This is a genomic window from Streptomyces sp. SLBN-31 (assembly GCF_006715395.1).
In the GTDB taxonomy this organism is placed as follows: Bacteria; Actinomycetota; Actinomycetes; order Streptomycetales; family Streptomycetaceae; genus Streptomyces.
Genome location: NZ_VFNC01000001.1, coordinates 2,796,099 through 2,813,053, shown reverse-complemented (window position 1 = coordinate 2,813,053; position 16,955 = coordinate 2,796,099). Strand labels below are relative to the sequence as shown.

The following is a 16,955-nucleotide window of genomic DNA, read 5'->3' as shown; positions in this document are numbered from 1 at the left end:
GCGTGGGCGGTGGCCGGGCACCCGCCGTTCGGCGGGCAGGTTCCGCCGGGCGGCGGCGGACGGGGCGGTGGGGGGTGCGTGAATCATGGCAGCCAGAGCCGCCGCGCCGTGCGTGAGGAGAAGAATCATGACCCTGGTCCCGCCCCCGTTCGACCCCGAGCTGGCCGCCGCGCTGGAACTCATCAAGGAGGTGGTGGGCCCGTCGATCACCCCCGACGAGATCGAGACGGCGCGCCAGGGTCCGGGCATCGAGATGCTGGCCGATCTCGACCTGACCCTCGGCGGCTTCTTCGAGGTCGAGGACCGCGTAGTGCCCGGCCCCGAGGACGCGCCCGACATCTCGCTGCTGATCTGCCGCCCCTCGGGTGCGGCCGACGCGGGTCCGCGGCCCGTGATCTACCACGTGCACGGCGGCGGCATGATTCTGGGCAACAACCGCGTCGGCGTGGACGTGCCGCTGGCCTGGGCGAAGGAACTGGACGCGGTCGTGGTGTCGGTGGAGTACCGGCTGGCGCCGGAGCATCCGTACCCGGCGCAGATCGAGGACGTGTACGCCGGTCTGGTGTGGACGGCAAAGCACGCCGGTGAGCTCGGCGCCGACCCGGACCGGATCGTCGTCGCGGGCGCCAGCGCGGGTGGCGGGCTGAGCGCGGCGCTGGCGCTGCTCGCCCGGGACCGCCAGGGGCCGCTGCTGATCGGCCAGGTCCTGATGTGCCCGATGCTCGACGACCGCAACGACACCCCGTCCACGCACCAGATGGCGGGTCTCGGCGTCTGGGACCGCACGGCCAACGAGACCGGCTGGACGGCGCTGCTCGGCTCCTCGCGAGGCGGCCCGGACGTCTCCCCGTACGCGGCACCCGCCCGTGCCGAGGACCTGACCGCTCTGCCGCCGGCCTTCCTCGACGTCGGCTCCGCCGAGACCTTCCGGGACGAGGTCGTCGCCTACGCCTCCCGGATCTGGCAGGCCGGCGGCATCGCGGAACTGCACGTCTGGCCCGGCGGCTTCCACGGCTTCGACGGCTTCGCCCCCCAGGCACCCCTCTCCCGGTCGGCCCGCGCCGCCCACCTGGACTGGTTGCGGAGGCTGCTCAAGGACTGAGGGGGCGGGACGGATTCGCAGGATGCCGCGACCGGGGGCGCCGGTGCGGCGGGGATGGTGCGCTCCGGGTGCGGCGCGACGGTGGGTGCACCGAGGGTGCTCATCCGCGGGCCCTGCGCGGCCCGCCGGCGGGGGTGCGGTCCCTGGCGCGGGGCACCGACCGGGGGCGCCGGTGCGGCAGGGGCGGTGCGCTCCGGGTGCGGCGCGACGGTGGGTGCACCGAGGGTGCTCATCCGCGGGCCCTGCGCGGCCCGCCGGTGCGGCAGGGGCGGTGCGCTCCGGGTACGGCGCGACGGTGGGTGCACCGAGGGTGCTCATCCGCGGGCCCTGCGCGGCCCGCCGGCGGGGGTGCGGTCCCTGGCGCGGGGCACCGACCGGGGTCTGCCGTCGGCGCCGGGCGGGAAGCGCCGGGTCACCTGCGTCGGAAGGGCCGCGGGGCTCCCGCGGTGGTCGTCGGGTGGCGCACCATGTGCGTATGAAAGAGCTGGCGGGGCGGCTGACCGCGCTGGACCCGGATGCCGGGGCCGCGGTGCAGGTCATCTCCTACTTCGATCGGCTGGCCGAGACCAGGGCCGGGCTGGAGGCCTTGGTCCGCGGCGCGGCGGTGCTGGCCGGGTGTGCGGCGCGGCTCGTCGAGGCCGATCGGCGGGTGCGGGTACGGGTGGAGCCGGACGGCACGCGCGACGACACTGACACCGGGACCCCGCCGGACCCGGACTGGCCCTGCGCGCCGCTGGAGCCCGGCGGTGCTCCCGTGCTGTGGCTGGAGCGGACGGCGTCCCCGCCGAGCGTGGTCGACGCGGTGATCCTGGAGCGGGCGGCCGGTGCGATACGGCTGGTCCTGGACCGGACCCGGGGCCGCGCCCCGGCCTCCCCCGCCGACGATCCGGCGCTGGTGGAGATGCTGCTGGACGCAACGGCGCCCGAGCCGACCCGGTTGCACGCGGCACGCCGGCTGGGGGTCGATCCGGCGGATCCCGCCGTACGGTTGCGTGCGCTCGCCGCGTCCGACGGCCGGCCCCGTGTCCTGGCGGCGGGTGCCGCCGAAGCCGAGCTGCCCGCGGGACGCCTCGGCGTGGGCCCCGCCGTCCCGGTGCTGGAGCTGGCCCGTTCCTGGGCCGCCGCCCGCACCGCCCTGCGGTTCACCGCCGAGGGCACCGGGCAGGACCCCGGTCCCCGTGTGGTGTACGCCGATGAGCTCGGAGGCGTCGCCCTGCTCGCCGAGTTGGTGGCGCGGGGCGCGGAGCCGCCGCCCGACGTCCGCGCCGTGGAGGCGGCCGCCGCCGCGGTGCCCGGACTGCTCGCCACCCTGCACGCCGTGGCGACGACGGCGAGCCAGCGTGCGGCGGCCGCCGAGATCAATGTGCACCACTCCACGCTCCAGGACCGGCTGACCCAGGCCGAGCACCTGCTCGGCTGGCCCCTACGCACCCCGCAGGGCCGACTGAGACTGCAACTGGCCCTGACCATGCGGCATTTGGCGCGGCCCTGACGCAAGTCACCGAGCAGCGGCCGTCGTCGTCCTACCTGAACTCGTGCACGACCTGGATCTCGCCGACGATGTGGGCGTTGAACTCGTCGAGTTCCCCGGCGGGCACCCACAGTTCGAGGATCGTCTCGCCGCCCGCCTGCCGCACGGGATAGCGGCTCACGAACTCCGAGTCGATCTCGAAGCGGGTGACGAATCCGGCGCCGTCGTGCTTGACGTTCCAGTCCCGGGCGATCCTGACGGCGTAGTCCTCGTTGAGCACCGGATAGAAGATCGGCTGCTCGGGCAGCCGAGGCGGCCAGGCACGCCAGTTGAGTTCGCGGACCAGGTCGAGTTCCTTGGGGCCGGTGGGTCGCCAGAGGGTGGTCGTGGGGCGCGGGCCGGCCATGGTGCTCTCCTGGACGTGTCTACCGAAGTGCGAACGACGCCCGATGCTGCCACTCCGCGCCGCTGAACACCACAAGATCAACCGTGGGCACACGTGCGGTGAACGGCAGGGCGCCCCGCAGGCCCGTCTCGATCTCGTCGAGCACCGCGTCGTCCTGCCCCTGGGCGACCGTCAGATGCGGGTGTGCCTCGTACTTGCCGCCGTACGGCGGGACTTCGGGCCAGCGGTCGACGACCGCCTCGGTGAGCCGGCGGAAGGGGAGTTCGGGGTCGGGGGCGAGGTAGAGCACCCCGGGGAAGCGTCCGCAGGTCTCGAACCGTACGTCGAAGGACCGGTGACGCCCGAAGATCTCGTCGAGGACGGCGCAGGTCCCGTGGCCGACGAGGGAGGCGTGCAGGAACGGGAAGAGCACGGTGACGTGTGCCGGGACACCGGCCCGGGCGGCGGGGTCGTAGCGCTCCCGCCACTTCCGGACGGCGGGCTCCGCCTCCGGTACGGGCACGACGAGTGCCGTCTGCCCCGGTACGAAGCGGTCGGAATCGTCGGCTGCCATGCCATGGGTGTACCAGCAAGATCCCGGTCGACGCGACTCGGTTTCCCGACACATCGATTGCAGACGCCGAATATGTGCTTGAGCCGACAATTTCATCGGTGCCCTATCCTGGACCGCAGGCACTTCGGGACGGAGGACCAGGGCCCCATGACCGCGACAGATCCGGCGCTCACCGCCCTCGCTCAGGGCTGGTGCGCCCTCTCGCTGCTGCACGGCAGGATCGAGGCCCACATCGAGCGTGCGCTGCAGGCCGCGCACGGTCTGAGCGTGCGGGAGTACTCACTGCTCGACGTGCTGAGCAGGCAGCACGACGGCGAGGGCGGCCATCTGCAGATGAAGCAGGTCGCCGACGCCGTCGTACTCAGCCAGAGCGCCACGACCCGCCTGGTCACCCGGCTCGAGGACCGCGGGCTGCTGACCCGCTACCTCTGCCCCACGGACCGGCGCGGCATCTACACCAACGTCACCGACTCCGGCCTCGAACTGCTGGAGCAGGCCCGCCCCACGAACGAGGCCGCCCTGCGCGAGGCCCTGGACGAAGCCGCCCGGAACCCGGAGCTGGCACCGCTGGTCAAGGCGGTCGAGACGCTCCGCGTTCCCGCCTGAGATCACAGCCCCCGCGAGCGGCAGAGCGTCGGGGGCTTTGCTGTGCCCACATACTTGCACACACCCACTACCCGCTCTCAGCTTTACGTGCGCTTGCATTTAGCCCGCGCACGCAACTATTGTCGACGCTTGTAAGCGACACACGCAATCGCCTGGAAGGTTCTTTCCATGCCTCTCGCCCTCCTGGCCCTGGCCATAGGGGCCTTCGGGATCGGCACCACCGAGTTCGTGATCATGGGCGTGCTGCCCGAGGTCGCGGGGGACTTCGGCGTCTCCATCCCCACGGCCGGCCTGCTCGTCTCCGGCTACGCCCTGGGCGTCGTCCTCGGCGCTCCCCTGCTGACCGTGCTGGGCACCAGGGTGTCCCGCAAGAAGATGCTCATGTTCCTCATGGGCCTGTTCGTGGTGGGCAACGCCCTGTCCGCCCTCGCGCCGAGTTTCGGCGTCATGCTCGCCGGCCGAGTGGTCGCCTCCCTCGCGCACGGCGCGTTCTTCGGCATCGGGTCCGTGGTCGCGGCCGGACTGGTCGCGCCCGAGAAGAAGGCCTCCGCGATCTCCCTGATGTTCACGGGACTGACCGTGGCCAATGTGGTGGGAGTGCCGTTGGGTACGTACATCGGTCAGGCCGCCGGCTGGCGGGTCACGTTCGCCGCCGTCGCGGTACTCGGCATCGCCGGTCTGCTGGGGGTGGCCAAGCTGGTTCCGGAGGCGGGCCGCCCGGAGTCCGCCACGGTCCGTACGGAGTTCGCCGCCTTCCGCAACGCGCAGGTCTGGATCGCGATGGCGATGACCGTCCTCGGCTTCGGCGGAGTCTTCGCCGCGGTCACGTACATCACGCCGATGATGACGGAGGTCGCCGGCTACTCGGCCGGCGCGGTCACCTGGCTGCTGGTGCTGTTCGGGGCCGGGATGTTCCTTGGCAACCTGGTGGGCGGCCGGTTCGCCGACCGGGCCCTGATGCCGATGCTGTTCACCGCCCTCGGCGCGCTGTCCCTGACGCTGCTGGTGTTCACGGCGACCGCGCACGACAAGGTGCTCGCGGCGATCACCCTCACCCTGGTCGGCGCCCTGGGCTTCGCCACCGTGCCGCCGCTGCAGAAGTGGGTGCTCGACCAGGCCTCTGCCGCGCCGACGCTGGCGTCCGCCGCGAACATCGGCGCCTTCAACCTCGGCAACGCGCTGGCCGCCTGGCTGGGCGGCGTCGTCATCTCCGCCGGGTTCGGCTACACCTCCCCCAACTGGGTCGGCGCGCTCCTCACGGGCAGCGCCCTGCTCCTGTCCTTCCTCGCCGCCTTCCTCGACCGCCGCACCCGCTCGACCGGCCGCGTCGTGGCGGCTTCGACCCCGGCCGAGAGCGCCGCCGTCCCGGCACGCCACTGACCACGCCCGACGCGGGCGCGGGTGCGGGTGCGGGGGTGCGGAGGGAGCGATGACCGGGCCGGCTCTGCGCTGGGCCGCGATCGGGCCGGCTCCGCCCGGGATGCGGGAAGCCGTGGCCAGGCCGGCTCGGCGCGGGATACGCGGGGAGCCGCGACCACGGAGCCTCGGCACGGGATGCGCGGGAAGCCTTTACGGGGCCGACTCCGCGCGGGAACCGTGACCGGGCCGGGCTCCGCGCCGGACGCGAAGGCCGCGCCGAATCCGCAGGAAAACCGCGACCGGACCGGGATCCACGCCGGACGCGAGAGCCACACCGAATCCGCAGGAAAACCGCGACCGGACCGGGATCCACGCCGGACGCGAAGGCCACGCCGGCTCGCAGGGAATCGTGATCAAGCCGGCTCCGTGCGAGAAACGCGGGAAGCCGTGCCCAGAGCCCCTGCGCCGGATGCGTGGGAACTGCGGCTGGGCCGGGGCCACGGGGGATGCGCGGGTGGCGATGGCCGCGCCGGCTCAGCGCGGGGAACCACAACCGGGTCGGCACCGCGCGGGACGCGCCGGAAGCCATGGCCGGGGGCTCAGCGGGCCCACTTCGGAGTCCACGTGTCCTCGCTCTGCCGGGTGGTGCCGAGGTGGGCGCGGAGGGCGGCCAGGGTGGGGTGCGGGTTGTCGGCGCGCCAGATCAGCGAGTGCGGGTAGACGGGCGTGGGATCGCGCAGCGGGATGCGGCGCAGGCCGTGGCCGGCCGGCCAGACCATGCGGGTCTGCACGCCGACGAACGTCGCCAGGTGCGGGGAGTCGGCGATGGTGTCGAGGAGCGGTTCGGTGCCGAAGTCGGGACCGGTGACCTCGATGGTGAAACCGAAGGCCGCACCCAGGTCGTCGTAGAAGGCGGCCCATTCGGTGCCGGCGACGTTGCCGGGCATCCAGATCCGGTGCCCGGCCAGCTGGGCGGGGGTGACGGCGCCGGCCGCGGCGAGCGCGTGCCCGGGGCCGGTGAGGAGCTCCAGGGGCTCGTCGTGGACACGGGCCGCGGCGAGCCCGTCGGGCAGCCGGCGTGCGGGGAGCGTGAGGGCCCGGAAGGACGTGTCGATCGTGCCGGAGCGCACGGCGGAGATCGCCGTGTCGGCGTCGAAGAGGGTCACGACGTCGAGCGCGGCCTCCGGGTGCGCTTGGTGGAAGTCCCGTACCAGGTCGGCAGGTGCCAGGCGGCGGCCGATCACGTCGACGCGCAGGGCGCGCCGCCCCGGTCTCACCGAGGCCGCGGCCCGTTCCTCGGCCCGCAGGAGGTCGAGGGCGTGCGGCAGGAAGACCTGTCCGTCCACGGTGAGCCGGGCGCCTCGGGCGGTCCGTGTGAACAGGCGCGCTCCGAGGTCCCGTTCCAGCGCGGCGACCCGCTTGGAGACGGCCTGCTGGGTGATCTCCAAGGTGAGGGCGGCCTCCCGGAACTGCCCGGCGTCCGCGACGGCCACGAAGGTGCGTACTGCGTCGAGATCCACGGCCCTTTTCTACAGCGTCGGGCGGCGCGACACCGAGCGCCCGCCCACCACCAGAGGTTGCCGCGGACCGCGCCCGTCCACAACCACCGGTTGTCGCGAGCCCGGTGTGTCGGTTGTTTGCTCCCGGGCGCTGTGAGCGGCTTTGATGGCGCCGGTCGGATTCGGGCGGGGCTGGGAGACGGGCATGCGGGGCGGGCGATCGCTGGGGCGGCGGTTCGAGTGGCTGTGGGCCGCGTACGCCGTCAGCGCGCTCGGCACCTGGCTCGCCTTCGACGCGTTCTCGCTGATCGCGGTTATCGTGCTGCACGCGGGGGCGACCGAGGTCGCGGTGCTGTCCGCGGCCGGGCTGGCGGTGGGCGCGGTGGTGGCGACGCCGCTCGGGCCGTGGATGGAGTTCCGTGGCAAGCGGCCCGTGATGATGGCCATGGACCTGGTCCGCTGCCTGGCGCTGCTGACCGTTCCGGCCGCCTACGCGTTCGACGCCCTCACCTTCGTACAACTGCTGGTTGTGGCGGTCGTCGTCGGCGCGGCCGACATCGGCTTCACGGCGGCGAGCGGGGCCTTCGTCAAGTCGCTGCTGCCGCCGGAGGACCTGCTGGCCGCGAACGCGCGGTTCGAGGCGACGCAGTGGACGGCGACCATCCTCGGGCCGCCACTGGGCGGGGCCGCGATGGGCGTGTTCGGGCCGGTCATGACCGTACTGGCCAACGCGGTCAGCTTCCTGCTGTCGGCCGTCGGCATCCGCGCGATCGGCGGCACCGAGACTCCCCCCGTACGCACGGGCCCGGCGCCGGCCGGTGGGCTGCTGGAAGGCTGGCGGTACATCCTGGCCCATCCGGTGCTGCGCCCGCTGTTCCTCAACACGGCGCTCTACAACGCCCTGATCATGGTGTCGGCCCCGCTGCTCGCCGTGCTGATGGTCGGTGACCTCGGGTTCTCGGCCTGGCAGTACGGTCTGGCGTTCTCCGTACCGAGCGTCGGCGGGTTGATCGGCTCACGGCTGGCCCGCCGGCTCGTGCCGCGCTTCGGGGAGCGGCGGGTGCTGCTCACCTCGGGGTGGCTGCGCGCGTGCTGGCCGATCGGCCTGGCCTTCGTCGGGCCGGGCACGGCCGGACTGGTACTCGTCATGGCCGTGGAACTCGGCGTGATCACGTCCTGTGCCGTCTTCAACCCGGTGTACGCCACCACGCGGCTGCGGCAGACGGACGCGGACCGGGTGGCGCGCACGCTCTCCGCGTGGTCGGTCACCAACAAGGCGACGACCGCCGCGATGACGGCCCTGTGGGGCCTGTTGGCCGGCCTGACCGGACCCCGCACGGCGATCGCGATCGCCGGGGTACTGGTACTGGTCACACCACTGCTGCTCCCCCGACGGATCGACACCTCGCCGGCCGCCGCGCGGTTGCGCGCGGAGGAAGCGGCCTGACGGCAGGGGTTCCGCCGGCGCCGGTCGGGGACGCAGGGGTGACCCCGGCGCGCCGGTCGGGGACTCAGTCGAAGCCCACCTCCGCCCGGGCGTGGGCGTCCTCACAGTGGCTCGCGACGCGCATTGCCGCCGTCGCTCCCGCGCCCTCGGGGCCACCGCACACCAGGAGGCGCTCCCCGCAGAAGACGGGCTTGAGCAGCCGGTAGGAGACGGAGCGCGCGGGCCGTTCCGGCTGCCGTCGGCGGAGGAGTTCGAGCATCACCAGGATCAGCAGCGGGCCGTGCACCACCAGCCCCGGGTAGCCCTCGACGTCCATTGCCGCATTGTCGCGTACACAGCCCGCGCATCGTGCGGATGCGGCGCTGTGCGCCCTCCGCAGGTCCACGATGGTGTCCGTCGTTGACAGGTCCGCGGATTTGGCCGTACAAATTGCCGGACCCAACCCGGAGGCCGACCGTGCGACTCCCCCTGTCCGGCATCACCGTGGTCAGCCTCGAACAGGCCGTGGCCGCGCCCTACGCGACCCGTCAGCTCGCCGACCTCGGCGCCCGCGTGATCAAGGTGGAGCGTCCGGGTGAGGGCGACTTCGCCCGCCGCTACGACACCACCGTGCACGGCCACTCCAGCTACTTCGTGTGGCTCAACCGCTCCAAGGAGTCCCTCACCCTGGATCTGAAGGACCCGCGCGGGATGGAGATCCTGCACCAACTCCTCGCCGACGCTGATGTGCTGGTGCAGAACCTGGCGCCGGGCGCAGCGGGCCGGCTCGGCCTCGGCGTGGACGCGCTGGCCGATCGGTATCCGCGGCTCATCCCATGCACGATCTCCGGCTACGGCACCAGTGGCCCGTGGGCCGACCGCAAGTCCTACGACCTGCTGGTGCAGTGCCAGACCGGCCTGGTGTCGCTGACCGGGACGCCCGAGGAGAGCGCCCGGGTCGGGATCTCCGTCGCCGACATCGCCGCCGGGATGTACGCGTACACCGGCGTCCTGACCGCCCTGTACACGCGGGCCACGACCGGGCGGGTCCACCCCGTGGAGGTGTCCCTGTTCGAGGCGCTGGCCGAGTGGATGGGCCAGCCGGCCAACTACACCCGCTACGGCGGCAGTCAGCCCGCCCGCCTCGGCACCCAGCACCCCACGATCGCCCCCTACGGCGCCTTCCCGACCGCCGACGGCAAGCAGGTGCTGTTCTCCATCCAGAACGAGCGCGAATGGGCGGCCCTGTGCGGGCGGTTCCTCGGGCGGCCGGAGTTGACGGACGACCCGCGCTTCGCCACGGGATCCCAACGCGTGGCGCACCGGGACGAGTTGAACGCCATCGTCGCCGAGCGCCTCGCCCGCTCCGACGCCGAGGAGATCCTCAAGGACCTGGAGGGCATCGGCATCGCCTGCGCCGGGGTGAACGACGTCGCCGCGTTCCTCGACCACCCGGTGCTGGCGGAGCGCGGACGCTGGCAGGAGGTGGCCGTGCCCGGCGCCACCGTCCAGGCGCTGGTTCCGCCGGCCGACCTCGCGGGGCTGCCCGCCCGCATGGACCCCGTACCGGACGTGGGCGAGCACACCGACGCGATCCTCGCCGGACTCGGCCTTACCCGCGCCGACATCGAGGCACTGCGCGCCGACGCCGTCGTCTGAACCGCCTCGACGACCCCGAGCACCGCCGCCGTTCCGGATGATGTGGAGACCCGCCGATGAGCGTCCTGGACATCCTCTCCGCCGACGAACGGCTCGTCGTACGGACCGTGCGCGAGTTCGTCGACAAGGACGTCAGACCCGTCGTGCGGGAGCTGGAGCACACCGACACCTATCCCGAGGCCCTCATCGAGCGCATGAAGGAACTCGGCGTCTACGGGCTGGCGATCCCCGAGGAGTACGGCGGCAACCCGGTCTCCATGCCCTGCTTCGTGCTGGTCACCGCGGAGCTGGCGCGCGGCTGGATGAGCCTGGCCGGGGCGATGGGCGGGCACACCGTGGTGGCGAAACTGCTGCTGTCGTACGGCACCGAGGCCCAGAAGCGGCGGTACCTGCCCCGGATGGCCACCGGGGAGATCCGCGCGACGATGGCCCTCACCGAACCGGGCGGCGGTTCGGACCTGCAGGCCATGACGACCGTCGCGCGCCGCGAGGGCGACGAGTACGTGGTCGACGGGGCGAAGACCTGGATCACCAACGCCCGCCGCGCCGGCCTCATCGCGCTGCTGTGCAAGACCGACCCTGCCGCCCGGCCGCGCCACGCGGGCGTCTCGGTCCTGCTGGCCGAGCACGGTCCCGGCCTGGTCGTCTCCCGGGACCTGCCCAAGCTCGGGTACAAGGGGGTGGAGAGCTGCGAGCTGTCCTTCGAGGACCACCGGGTGCCGGTGGACGCCCTGTTGGGCGGCGCGGAGGGACAGGGATTCGCGCAGATGATGAAGGGGCTGGAGACCGGCCGCCTCCAGGTCGCCGCCCGGGCGCTGGGCGTGGGGCGGGCCGCCCTGGAGGACTCGCTGCGCCACGCCCAGGAGCGGGAGAGCTTCGGAAAGCCGATCTGGCGCCACCAGTCCGTGGGAAACCTACTCGCCGACATGGCGACCAAGCTCACCGCGGCCCGCCAGCTGGTCCTGTTCGCGGCCCGGGAGGCGGACGCCGGACGGCGGGTGGACATGGAGGCGGGGATGGCCAAGCTGTTCGCGTCCGAGACGGCGATGGAGATCGCGCTCAACGCGGTCCGGATCCACGGCGGTTACGGCTACTCGACGGAGTTCGACGTCGAGCGGTACTTCCGGGACGCCCCGCTGATGATCGTCGGCGAGGGCACCAACGAGATCCAACGCAACGTCATCGCCGCCCAGTTGGTGGCGCGGGGCGGCCTCGATGGCTGAGCGGCCGCAGCGGGAGAGCGCGTACGTCCGGCTCGCCCACCGGCTGCGGACGTCGATCCTGCGCCACGAGCATCCCGAGGGGGTGCGGCTGCCCACCGAGGCCGAGCTGGCCGAGACGTACCGGGTGAGCCGCCAGACCGTACGGCGGGCCTTCCAGGACCTCGTGGCCGAGGGGCTGGTGTACCGGGTGCCGGGGCGCGGCACGTTCGCGACCCCCCGGGAGGAGCAGTACCTACGGCAGTTCGGCTCGGTCGACGACCTGATGGGGCTGTCCATCGACACCCGCATGGACGTCGTCACACCGCTGCACCGCCGGGTGGACGTCGACGTGGCGGGCCGCCTCGGCCTGCCCACCGACCGGGTGCACAAGCTGGCGTTCCTGCGGCTCCACGAGGACGTCGCGTTCTGCCACACGTCGGTCTGGCTGCCGCCCGCCGTCGGCCGACTCCTGGAAACGGTCGAGGAGTTGACGCTTCCGGGCAGACCGCACGCCTTCACCGTCATCGGCCTGCTGGACCAGCGGCTGCCGGAACCGATCGCCGAGGCCGAGCAGAGCATCACGGTCGCCGAGGCCACGGCGGACCTCGCCGAGCACCTCGGCTGCGCACCCGGCCGCCCCCTGCTGCGCATCGACCGCGTCTACCGGACGGTCGGCGGGCAGCAGGTCGAGCTCTCCGTCAGCCACTTCCTGCCGGAGCACTACTCGTATCGCGTACGGCTGCGACGCAGCGGTGCCCCGGCCGGTTCACCCGTGACTCACCAGGGCAGCGGCCCGTCGACGTCGAAGTAGCCGCCGGTCGGGCCGTCCGGGCCGATCTGCGCCATGCGGACGATGACCTCGGCGCCCTGCTCGACGCTCTGGGTGCCGGTGTTGCCGTTCAGGTCCGTCTTGGTGAACCCCGGTTCCACGGAGTTGATCCGTATGTCCGGGAACGCCTTCGCGAACTGCACGGTGAGCATGTTGACCGCCGCCTTGGACGTCGGGTAGGCGACGCCCGGGTAGAAGTGGGCGGGGTGAGCGGGGTCGGAGAGGTTGGTCAGCGAGGCCAGGCCGCTGCTGACGTTGACCACGACCGGGGCGGCCGAGCGCCGCAGCAGGGGAAGGAAGGCGTGCAGAACCCGCACCACGCCGTAGACGTTGGTCTCGAAGGTGGTGCGCATGTGGTCGGCGGTCACGGTCTCGGCGACCGGCACGCTGTTGTCGTCGGTGCGGGTCTCGATTCCGGCGTTGTTGATCAGCACGTCGAGGCCGCCGGCGGCCTCGACGGTCTTGACCGCCGCCTCGACGGAGGCGTCGTCGGTGACGTCGAGCTGCACGAAACGGGCGCCGAGTTCCTCCGCGGCCCGGCGGCCGCGCTCCGCGTCCCGGGCGCCGACGTAGACGGTGTGCCCCGCGGCGACGAGCCGGCGGGCGGTCTCGCGGCCGAGACCCTTGTTCGCTCCGGTGATGAGTGTTGTCGTCATGCCGTCCACCGTGCCGCGGCGCGAAGGGGGCAGCCAGTCGCCTCCCCTTCCTGGGACTGCCGGTACCAGGCACATCCGCGGTGGCCGGTGTTCACTGGGCGGCATGGCCACGGAACTCGGACAGGCACTGCGGCGCTGGCGCGACCGGGTCTCCCCGGACGCGGCCGGACTGCCCTCGGGAGGCCACCGCAGGGCGGCCGGTCTGCGGCGCGAGGAGCTCGCGATGCTGGCCGGGATCTCGGTCGACTACATCACGCGCCTGGAACAGGGCCGGGCGGTCAACCCCTCGGCGCAGGTCGTCGAGGCGCTGGCGCGGGCGCTGAGGCTGTCGGGGGACGAGCGGGCGTATCTGTTCGGGCTGGCGGAGCTGGTTCCGCCGGGACCGGACGTGGTGCCCGGATACATCACGCCGAGCGTCCAGCGGCTGCTGGACCGGCTGGTCGACACGCCCGTCGGGGTCACCGACGCGGCGATGAACCTGCTGCTGGCCAATCCGATGTACGCGGCGCTGATGGGCGATCCGTCCCGGCTGCGGGGCCCGGAACGCAACGGCGCGTGGCGCAACTTCATGGGGGTGCCGAGCCGGGTGCGGCACACTCCTGAGGAGCGGCGCTCCTTCGAGGCCGGGATGGTCGCCGAGCTGCGGTCGACCGCCGCCCGCTATCCGGCCGACCGCCAACTCCTGCACCTTGTGGCGGAGTTGAGGGCACGCAGCCCGCGCTTCGCGGAGCTGTGGGAGGCGGGTGTCGTCGGCCGGCTCCAGGCCTCCCGCAAGACGATCGACCATCCGCAGGTGGGCCTGCTGACCCTCGACTGCGACCTGCTACGGGTCGAGGAGAACGACCTCCACATCCTCGTCTACTCGGCCGAGCCTGGCACGGAGGCCGCGCAGAAACTGGAACTACTGTCCGTACTCGGCACTCAGAACCTGATCGACCAGGGGTAGGCGGAACCCACCGCACCGACGCTCCCCGGGACCGCCGTGCCCGGCCGCTCACGTCGACTCCCGCACCACCAGCCGGCACGGCACCGTGTGCACTCCCGGTGCCGGGGCGGAGTCGATGGCCTCCAGTAGTTTCAGTGCGGCGATGCGGCCGATCTCGGTGAGGTTCATGTCGATCGTGGTGAGCGGCGGGCGGCAGGCCAGGGCCATGGTGTCCCAGTTGTCGTAGCCGACGACGGCGATCCGGCCGGGGACCTCCAGGCCGCGCTCGCGCAGCGCGTCGGCGACTCCCCGGGCTATCTGGTCGTTGCCGCAGAAGAAGGCGTCCGTGTCGGGCGCCGTGCGCAGCACCGCGTCCGCCGCCCGCCGCCCCCACGCCTCGCTCCACTCCCCGAAGTGGACGCGGCCGCCGGAGAGTCGCAGGTCGGAGCGGTCGAGGACGTCGACGGCATGGCGGGCGCGGTCGCGGGCGGCGGCGTGGTGCTCGGGGCCGGTGACATGCGCGATCCGGGTGCGCCCGGTGGCGATCAGGTGCTCGACGGCGAGCTGTGCGCCGCCCCGGTCGTCCGAAGCGACCGAGGTGTCGGACGGGTCGGTGGAGGGCGACAGGGCGTAGACGACCGGAATGCCGTCGACGCCGTTCAGCGGCGGGCGGGCGTCGGTGCGGCGGCCGGTGACGATGATGCCGTCGACCCTCCGGTCCATGAGGTTGCGCAGGTGGTGCTGTTCCCGGATGGTGTCGCCCCGGGTGTCGCACAGCAGCACGGAGATCTTCCCGGCGCCGAGCGCGTCCTCCGCGCCCAGCAGGACGGGCGTACTGAAGCGGCCGATGCCGTCGGTCGTCATCAGCCCGACCGTCCAGCTGCGGCCGGTGTGCAGGCTCTGCGCGTGCTGGTTGGGCCGGAAGCCGAGCTGCTCCACGGCGTCCAGCACCCGCTGCCGGGTCTCCGGACGCATCCGGCCACTGCCGCTCAACGCCTTGGAGGCCGTGCCCACGCTGACACCGGCGAGCGCGGCGACGTCGGCGAGCTTCGCCCGGCCTGCGGAAGGGGAACGGGGAGCGGCTTCAGGCACGGGCAATCCTTTTCTCAGTGGCGGTGTCCGACGGGTCGACCGCCGCCCATGGTCGCAGGCGGCCGCACCGAGTGCCAGTCCTTGGGAAACAAGAGAAATCCTACGCAGGAGGCTTGACCGGGGTCCTCTGCCTCCCCTCTACTCTTCGACGAGGAAAACGGTTGCTCAAATCGTTGTCCAGTCGCAGTGTCGCTCCCACGCCATCCACCTCCGGAGAGCCATGCCCCGCACCCCCTTGGCCCAGCACCCCGCCGGCCCGATCCGGCTCGGTCCCGACGCCCGTGCCGCGCTGCGCCCCGCCACGGCCGAAGTGGCGGACGGTTTCTGGCAGTTGCGTCGCGAGGTCAATGCCGGCACGTCCATCCCGCAGGGCCCCGGCCTGCTGGATTCGGCCGGAAACCTGCACAACCTGCGGCTCGCGGCGGGCACGTCCGAGGGCGAGTTCCAGGGCGCGTACCCGTTCGTGGACACGGACGTCTACAAGTGGCTGGAGGCCGCGTCCTGGCAGCTGGCCCAGGGCCGGTCGCCGGAGCTGGAGGCGGACGTCGACCGGATCGTCTCCCTGGTGGCGGCCGCCCAGCAGCCCGACGGCTACCTCAACACCTGGTTCCAGCTGGTCAAGGGCGGCGAGCGCTACCAGGACCTGCGCTGGGGCCACGAACTGTACTGCGCGGGCCATCTCGTCCAGGCCGCCGTCGCCCACCACCGGGCCACCGGGCGCACCGAACTCCTCGACGTGGCCGTGAAGTTCGCCGACCACATCGACTCGGTCTTCGGGCCGCCCGGCAGCGGCAAGGAGATCGACGGCATCGACGGCCACCCCGAGGTGGAGACCGCCCTGGTCGAGCTGTACCGGGAGACCGGCGAGCGCCGCTACCTCGACCTTGCCGGCTACTTCGTCGACCGGCACGGCCACGGGCTGCTCGGCGGCGAGGCCTACTGCCAGGACCGGGTGCCGGTGCGCGAGGCGACGAACGTCGAGGGCCATGCCGTACGGCAGTTGTACCTGCTGGCCGCCGTCGCGGACCTGGCCACGGAGACCGGCGAGGCCGAACTGCGGTCCGCCGCCGAGCGGTTGTGGCACGCCATGACCACCACCAAGACCCATGTCACCGGCGGCCTCGGCGCCCACCACGACTGGGAGGACTTCGGCGACCCCTACGAGCTGCCCAACGAGCGCGCCTACTGCGAGACCTGCGCCGCGATCGCCTCGATCCAGTGGAGCTGGCGCATGGCCCTGCTCACCGGTGAGGCCCGCTACTCGGACCTGGTCGAACGCACCCTCTTCAACGGCTTTCTGGCCGGTGTCTCGCTGGACGGCGAGAGCTGGCTGTACGTCAACCCGCTCCAGGTCCGCGACGGTCACACCGACCCGGGTGGCGACCAGTCAGCGCGCCGCACCCGCTGGTTCCGCTGCGCCTGCTGCCCGCCGAACGTGATGCGCCTGCTGGCCGGCCTGGAGCACTATCTCGCCTCGGGCGACGACGACGGCCTGCAGATCCACCAGTACGTCACCGGCCGCTACACCACCGGGCCGATCGTCGTGCGGGCCGAGACCGACTATCCCTGGGACGGCACGGTCGCCCTCACCGTCGAGGGCACGCCCACCGACCGTCCCTGGACGCTGTCCCTGCGCGTCCCGCAGTGGTGCCGCGACGTCCGGGTGCGGTGCGGTCGGGAGACGTACGACCGCGCGGCGGACGACGGCTGGCTGCGGCTGGAGCGGACCTGGGCGCCCGGCGACCGGGTCGTGCTGGAGCTCTCGATGGAGCCCCGGCTGACCGCGGCCGACCCGCGGGTGGACGCCGTACGCGGCTGTGTGGCGATCGAACGCGGGCCGCTCGTCCACTGCCTGGAGCAGGTCGACCATCCCGGCGGCGGGCTGGACGACATCGTCCTGGACACCTCCCGCCCGCTCGCCGTGAAACACCGGCCGGACCTGCTCGGCGGCGTCACCACCGTGGTGGCCGCCGGGCGGCGGCGCCGCACCCCCGACCGGGGCTGGTGGCCGTACGCCTCCGCCGACACCGAGGCCGCCTCCGAACCCGACGGCGAGCCCGTCGAGTTGACCGCGATCCCCTACTACGCCTGGGCCAACCGCGAGGACGGCAGCATGCGCGTCTGGCTCCCCACCTCCTGACACCCGCCCTACGACAACGAGGTCACCCCG

General features: G+C 72.7%; 16 protein-coding genes. 10 read left to right on the top strand and 6 right to left on the bottom strand.

Features of this window, described 5'->3' with window-relative positions; genetic code table 11:
* Positions 1–127 precede the first annotated feature (127 nt).
* Positions 128–1,102 carry an alpha/beta hydrolase gene (locus FBY22_RS12910; protein WP_142145202.1) on the top strand — a complete coding sequence of 325 codons (975 nt, stop codon included), beginning with the start codon at positions 128–130 and terminating at the stop codon, positions 1,100–1,102.
* A 475-nt stretch (positions 1,103–1,577) separates the two neighbouring features.
* Positions 1,578–2,594 carry a helix-turn-helix domain-containing protein gene (locus FBY22_RS12905; protein WP_142147578.1) on the top strand — a complete coding sequence of 339 codons (1,017 nt, stop codon included), beginning with the start codon at positions 1,578–1,580 and terminating at the stop codon, positions 2,592–2,594.
* A 31-nt stretch (positions 2,595–2,625) separates the two neighbouring features.
* On the opposite strand, the gene FBY22_RS12900 is transcribed toward FBY22_RS12905, so the two are convergent.
* Both FBY22_RS12900 and FBY22_RS12895 read right to left on the bottom strand, forming a co-directional pair.
* Positions 2,626–2,979, bottom strand: a complete 354-nt coding sequence (locus FBY22_RS12900; protein WP_142145200.1) for a hypothetical protein — start codon at positions 2,977–2,979, stop codon at positions 2,626–2,628.
* 19 nt (positions 2,980–2,998) lie between these two features.
* Positions 2,999–3,532: a 2'-5' RNA ligase family protein gene (locus FBY22_RS12895; protein ID WP_142145198.1), complete on the bottom strand. Its 534-nt coding sequence runs from the start codon at positions 3,530–3,532 to the stop codon at positions 2,999–3,001.
* Between the two features lie 147 nt (positions 3,533–3,679).
* Here FBY22_RS12895 and FBY22_RS12890 point away from each other — a divergent pair, with 147 nt between their 5' ends.
* Both FBY22_RS12890 and FBY22_RS12885 read left to right on the top strand, forming a co-directional pair.
* A complete protein-coding gene (locus FBY22_RS12890) occupies positions 3,680–4,138 on the top strand; it encodes a MarR family winged helix-turn-helix transcriptional regulator (RefSeq protein ID WP_142145196.1) in 459 nt (152 codons plus the stop codon).
* A 168-nt stretch (positions 4,139–4,306) separates the two neighbouring features.
* A complete protein-coding gene (locus tag FBY22_RS12885; RefSeq protein ID WP_142145194.1) occupies positions 4,307–5,518 on the top strand; it encodes an MFS transporter in 1,212 nt (403 codons plus the stop codon).
* Between the two features lie 578 nt (positions 5,519–6,096).
* Here the strand turns inward: FBY22_RS12885 and FBY22_RS12880 are convergent.
* Positions 6,097–7,017, bottom strand: a complete 921-nt coding sequence (locus FBY22_RS12880; protein WP_142145192.1) for a LysR family transcriptional regulator — start codon at positions 7,015–7,017, stop codon at positions 6,097–6,099.
* A 184-nt stretch (positions 7,018–7,201) separates the two neighbouring features.
* Between FBY22_RS12880 and FBY22_RS12875 the strand changes: the two genes are divergently transcribed.
* Entirely contained in the window at positions 7,202–8,443 is a 1,242-nt protein-coding gene (locus FBY22_RS12875; protein ID WP_142145190.1) for an MFS transporter, read from the top strand.
* Positions 8,444–8,507: 64 nt separating this feature from the next.
* On the opposite strand, the gene FBY22_RS12870 is transcribed toward FBY22_RS12875, so the two are convergent.
* Positions 8,508–8,759, bottom strand: coding sequence for a hypothetical protein (locus FBY22_RS12870; RefSeq protein WP_186363010.1), 252 nt, complete (start codon positions 8,757–8,759; stop codon positions 8,508–8,510).
* 140 nt (positions 8,760–8,899) lie between these two features.
* On the opposite strand from FBY22_RS12870, the gene FBY22_RS12865 reads away from it, so the two are divergent.
* From FBY22_RS12865 to FBY22_RS12855, 3 genes are read left to right on the top strand one after another with little or no spacing between them, the layout of a single operon-like run.
* A complete protein-coding gene (locus FBY22_RS12865) occupies positions 8,900–10,081 on the top strand; it encodes a CaiB/BaiF CoA-transferase family protein (protein ID WP_260844818.1) in 1,182 nt (393 codons plus the stop codon).
* A gap of 56 nt (positions 10,082–10,137) precedes the next feature.
* Entirely contained in the window at positions 10,138–11,304 is a 1,167-nt protein-coding gene (locus FBY22_RS12860) for an acyl-CoA dehydrogenase family protein (RefSeq protein ID WP_142145186.1), read from the top strand.
* A complete protein-coding gene (locus tag FBY22_RS12855; protein WP_142145184.1) occupies positions 11,297–12,094 on the top strand; it encodes a GntR family transcriptional regulator in 798 nt (265 codons plus the stop codon). Before FBY22_RS12860 ends, FBY22_RS12855 begins: the two co-directional genes overlap by 8 nt.
* On the opposite strand, the gene FBY22_RS12850 is transcribed toward FBY22_RS12855, so the two are convergent.
* Positions 12,061–12,768 (bottom strand): SDR family oxidoreductase, encoded by a 708-nt coding sequence (locus FBY22_RS12850; protein ID WP_142145182.1) that lies wholly within the window; start codon positions 12,766–12,768, stop codon positions 12,061–12,063. The genes FBY22_RS12855 and FBY22_RS12850 overlap by 34 nt on opposite strands.
* A gap of 103 nt (positions 12,769–12,871) precedes the next feature.
* Between FBY22_RS12850 and FBY22_RS12845 the strand changes: the two genes are divergently transcribed.
* Entirely contained in the window at positions 12,872–13,714 is an 843-nt protein-coding gene (locus FBY22_RS12845) for a helix-turn-helix transcriptional regulator (protein ID WP_142145180.1), read from the top strand.
* Between the two features lie 48 nt (positions 13,715–13,762).
* Here FBY22_RS12845 and FBY22_RS12840 read toward each other — a convergent pair whose 3' ends face one another.
* Positions 13,763–14,785: a LacI family DNA-binding transcriptional regulator gene (locus FBY22_RS12840; protein WP_142145178.1), complete on the bottom strand. Its 1,023-nt coding sequence runs from the start codon at positions 14,783–14,785 to the stop codon at positions 13,763–13,765.
* Positions 14,786–15,005: 220 nt separating this feature from the next.
* On the opposite strand from FBY22_RS12840, the gene FBY22_RS12835 reads away from it, so the two are divergent.
* Positions 15,006–16,925 carry a glycoside hydrolase family 127 protein gene (locus tag FBY22_RS12835; RefSeq protein ID WP_142145176.1) on the top strand — a complete coding sequence of 640 codons (1,920 nt, stop codon included), beginning with the start codon at positions 15,006–15,008 and terminating at the stop codon, positions 16,923–16,925.
* Positions 16,926–16,955 lie beyond the last annotated feature (30 nt).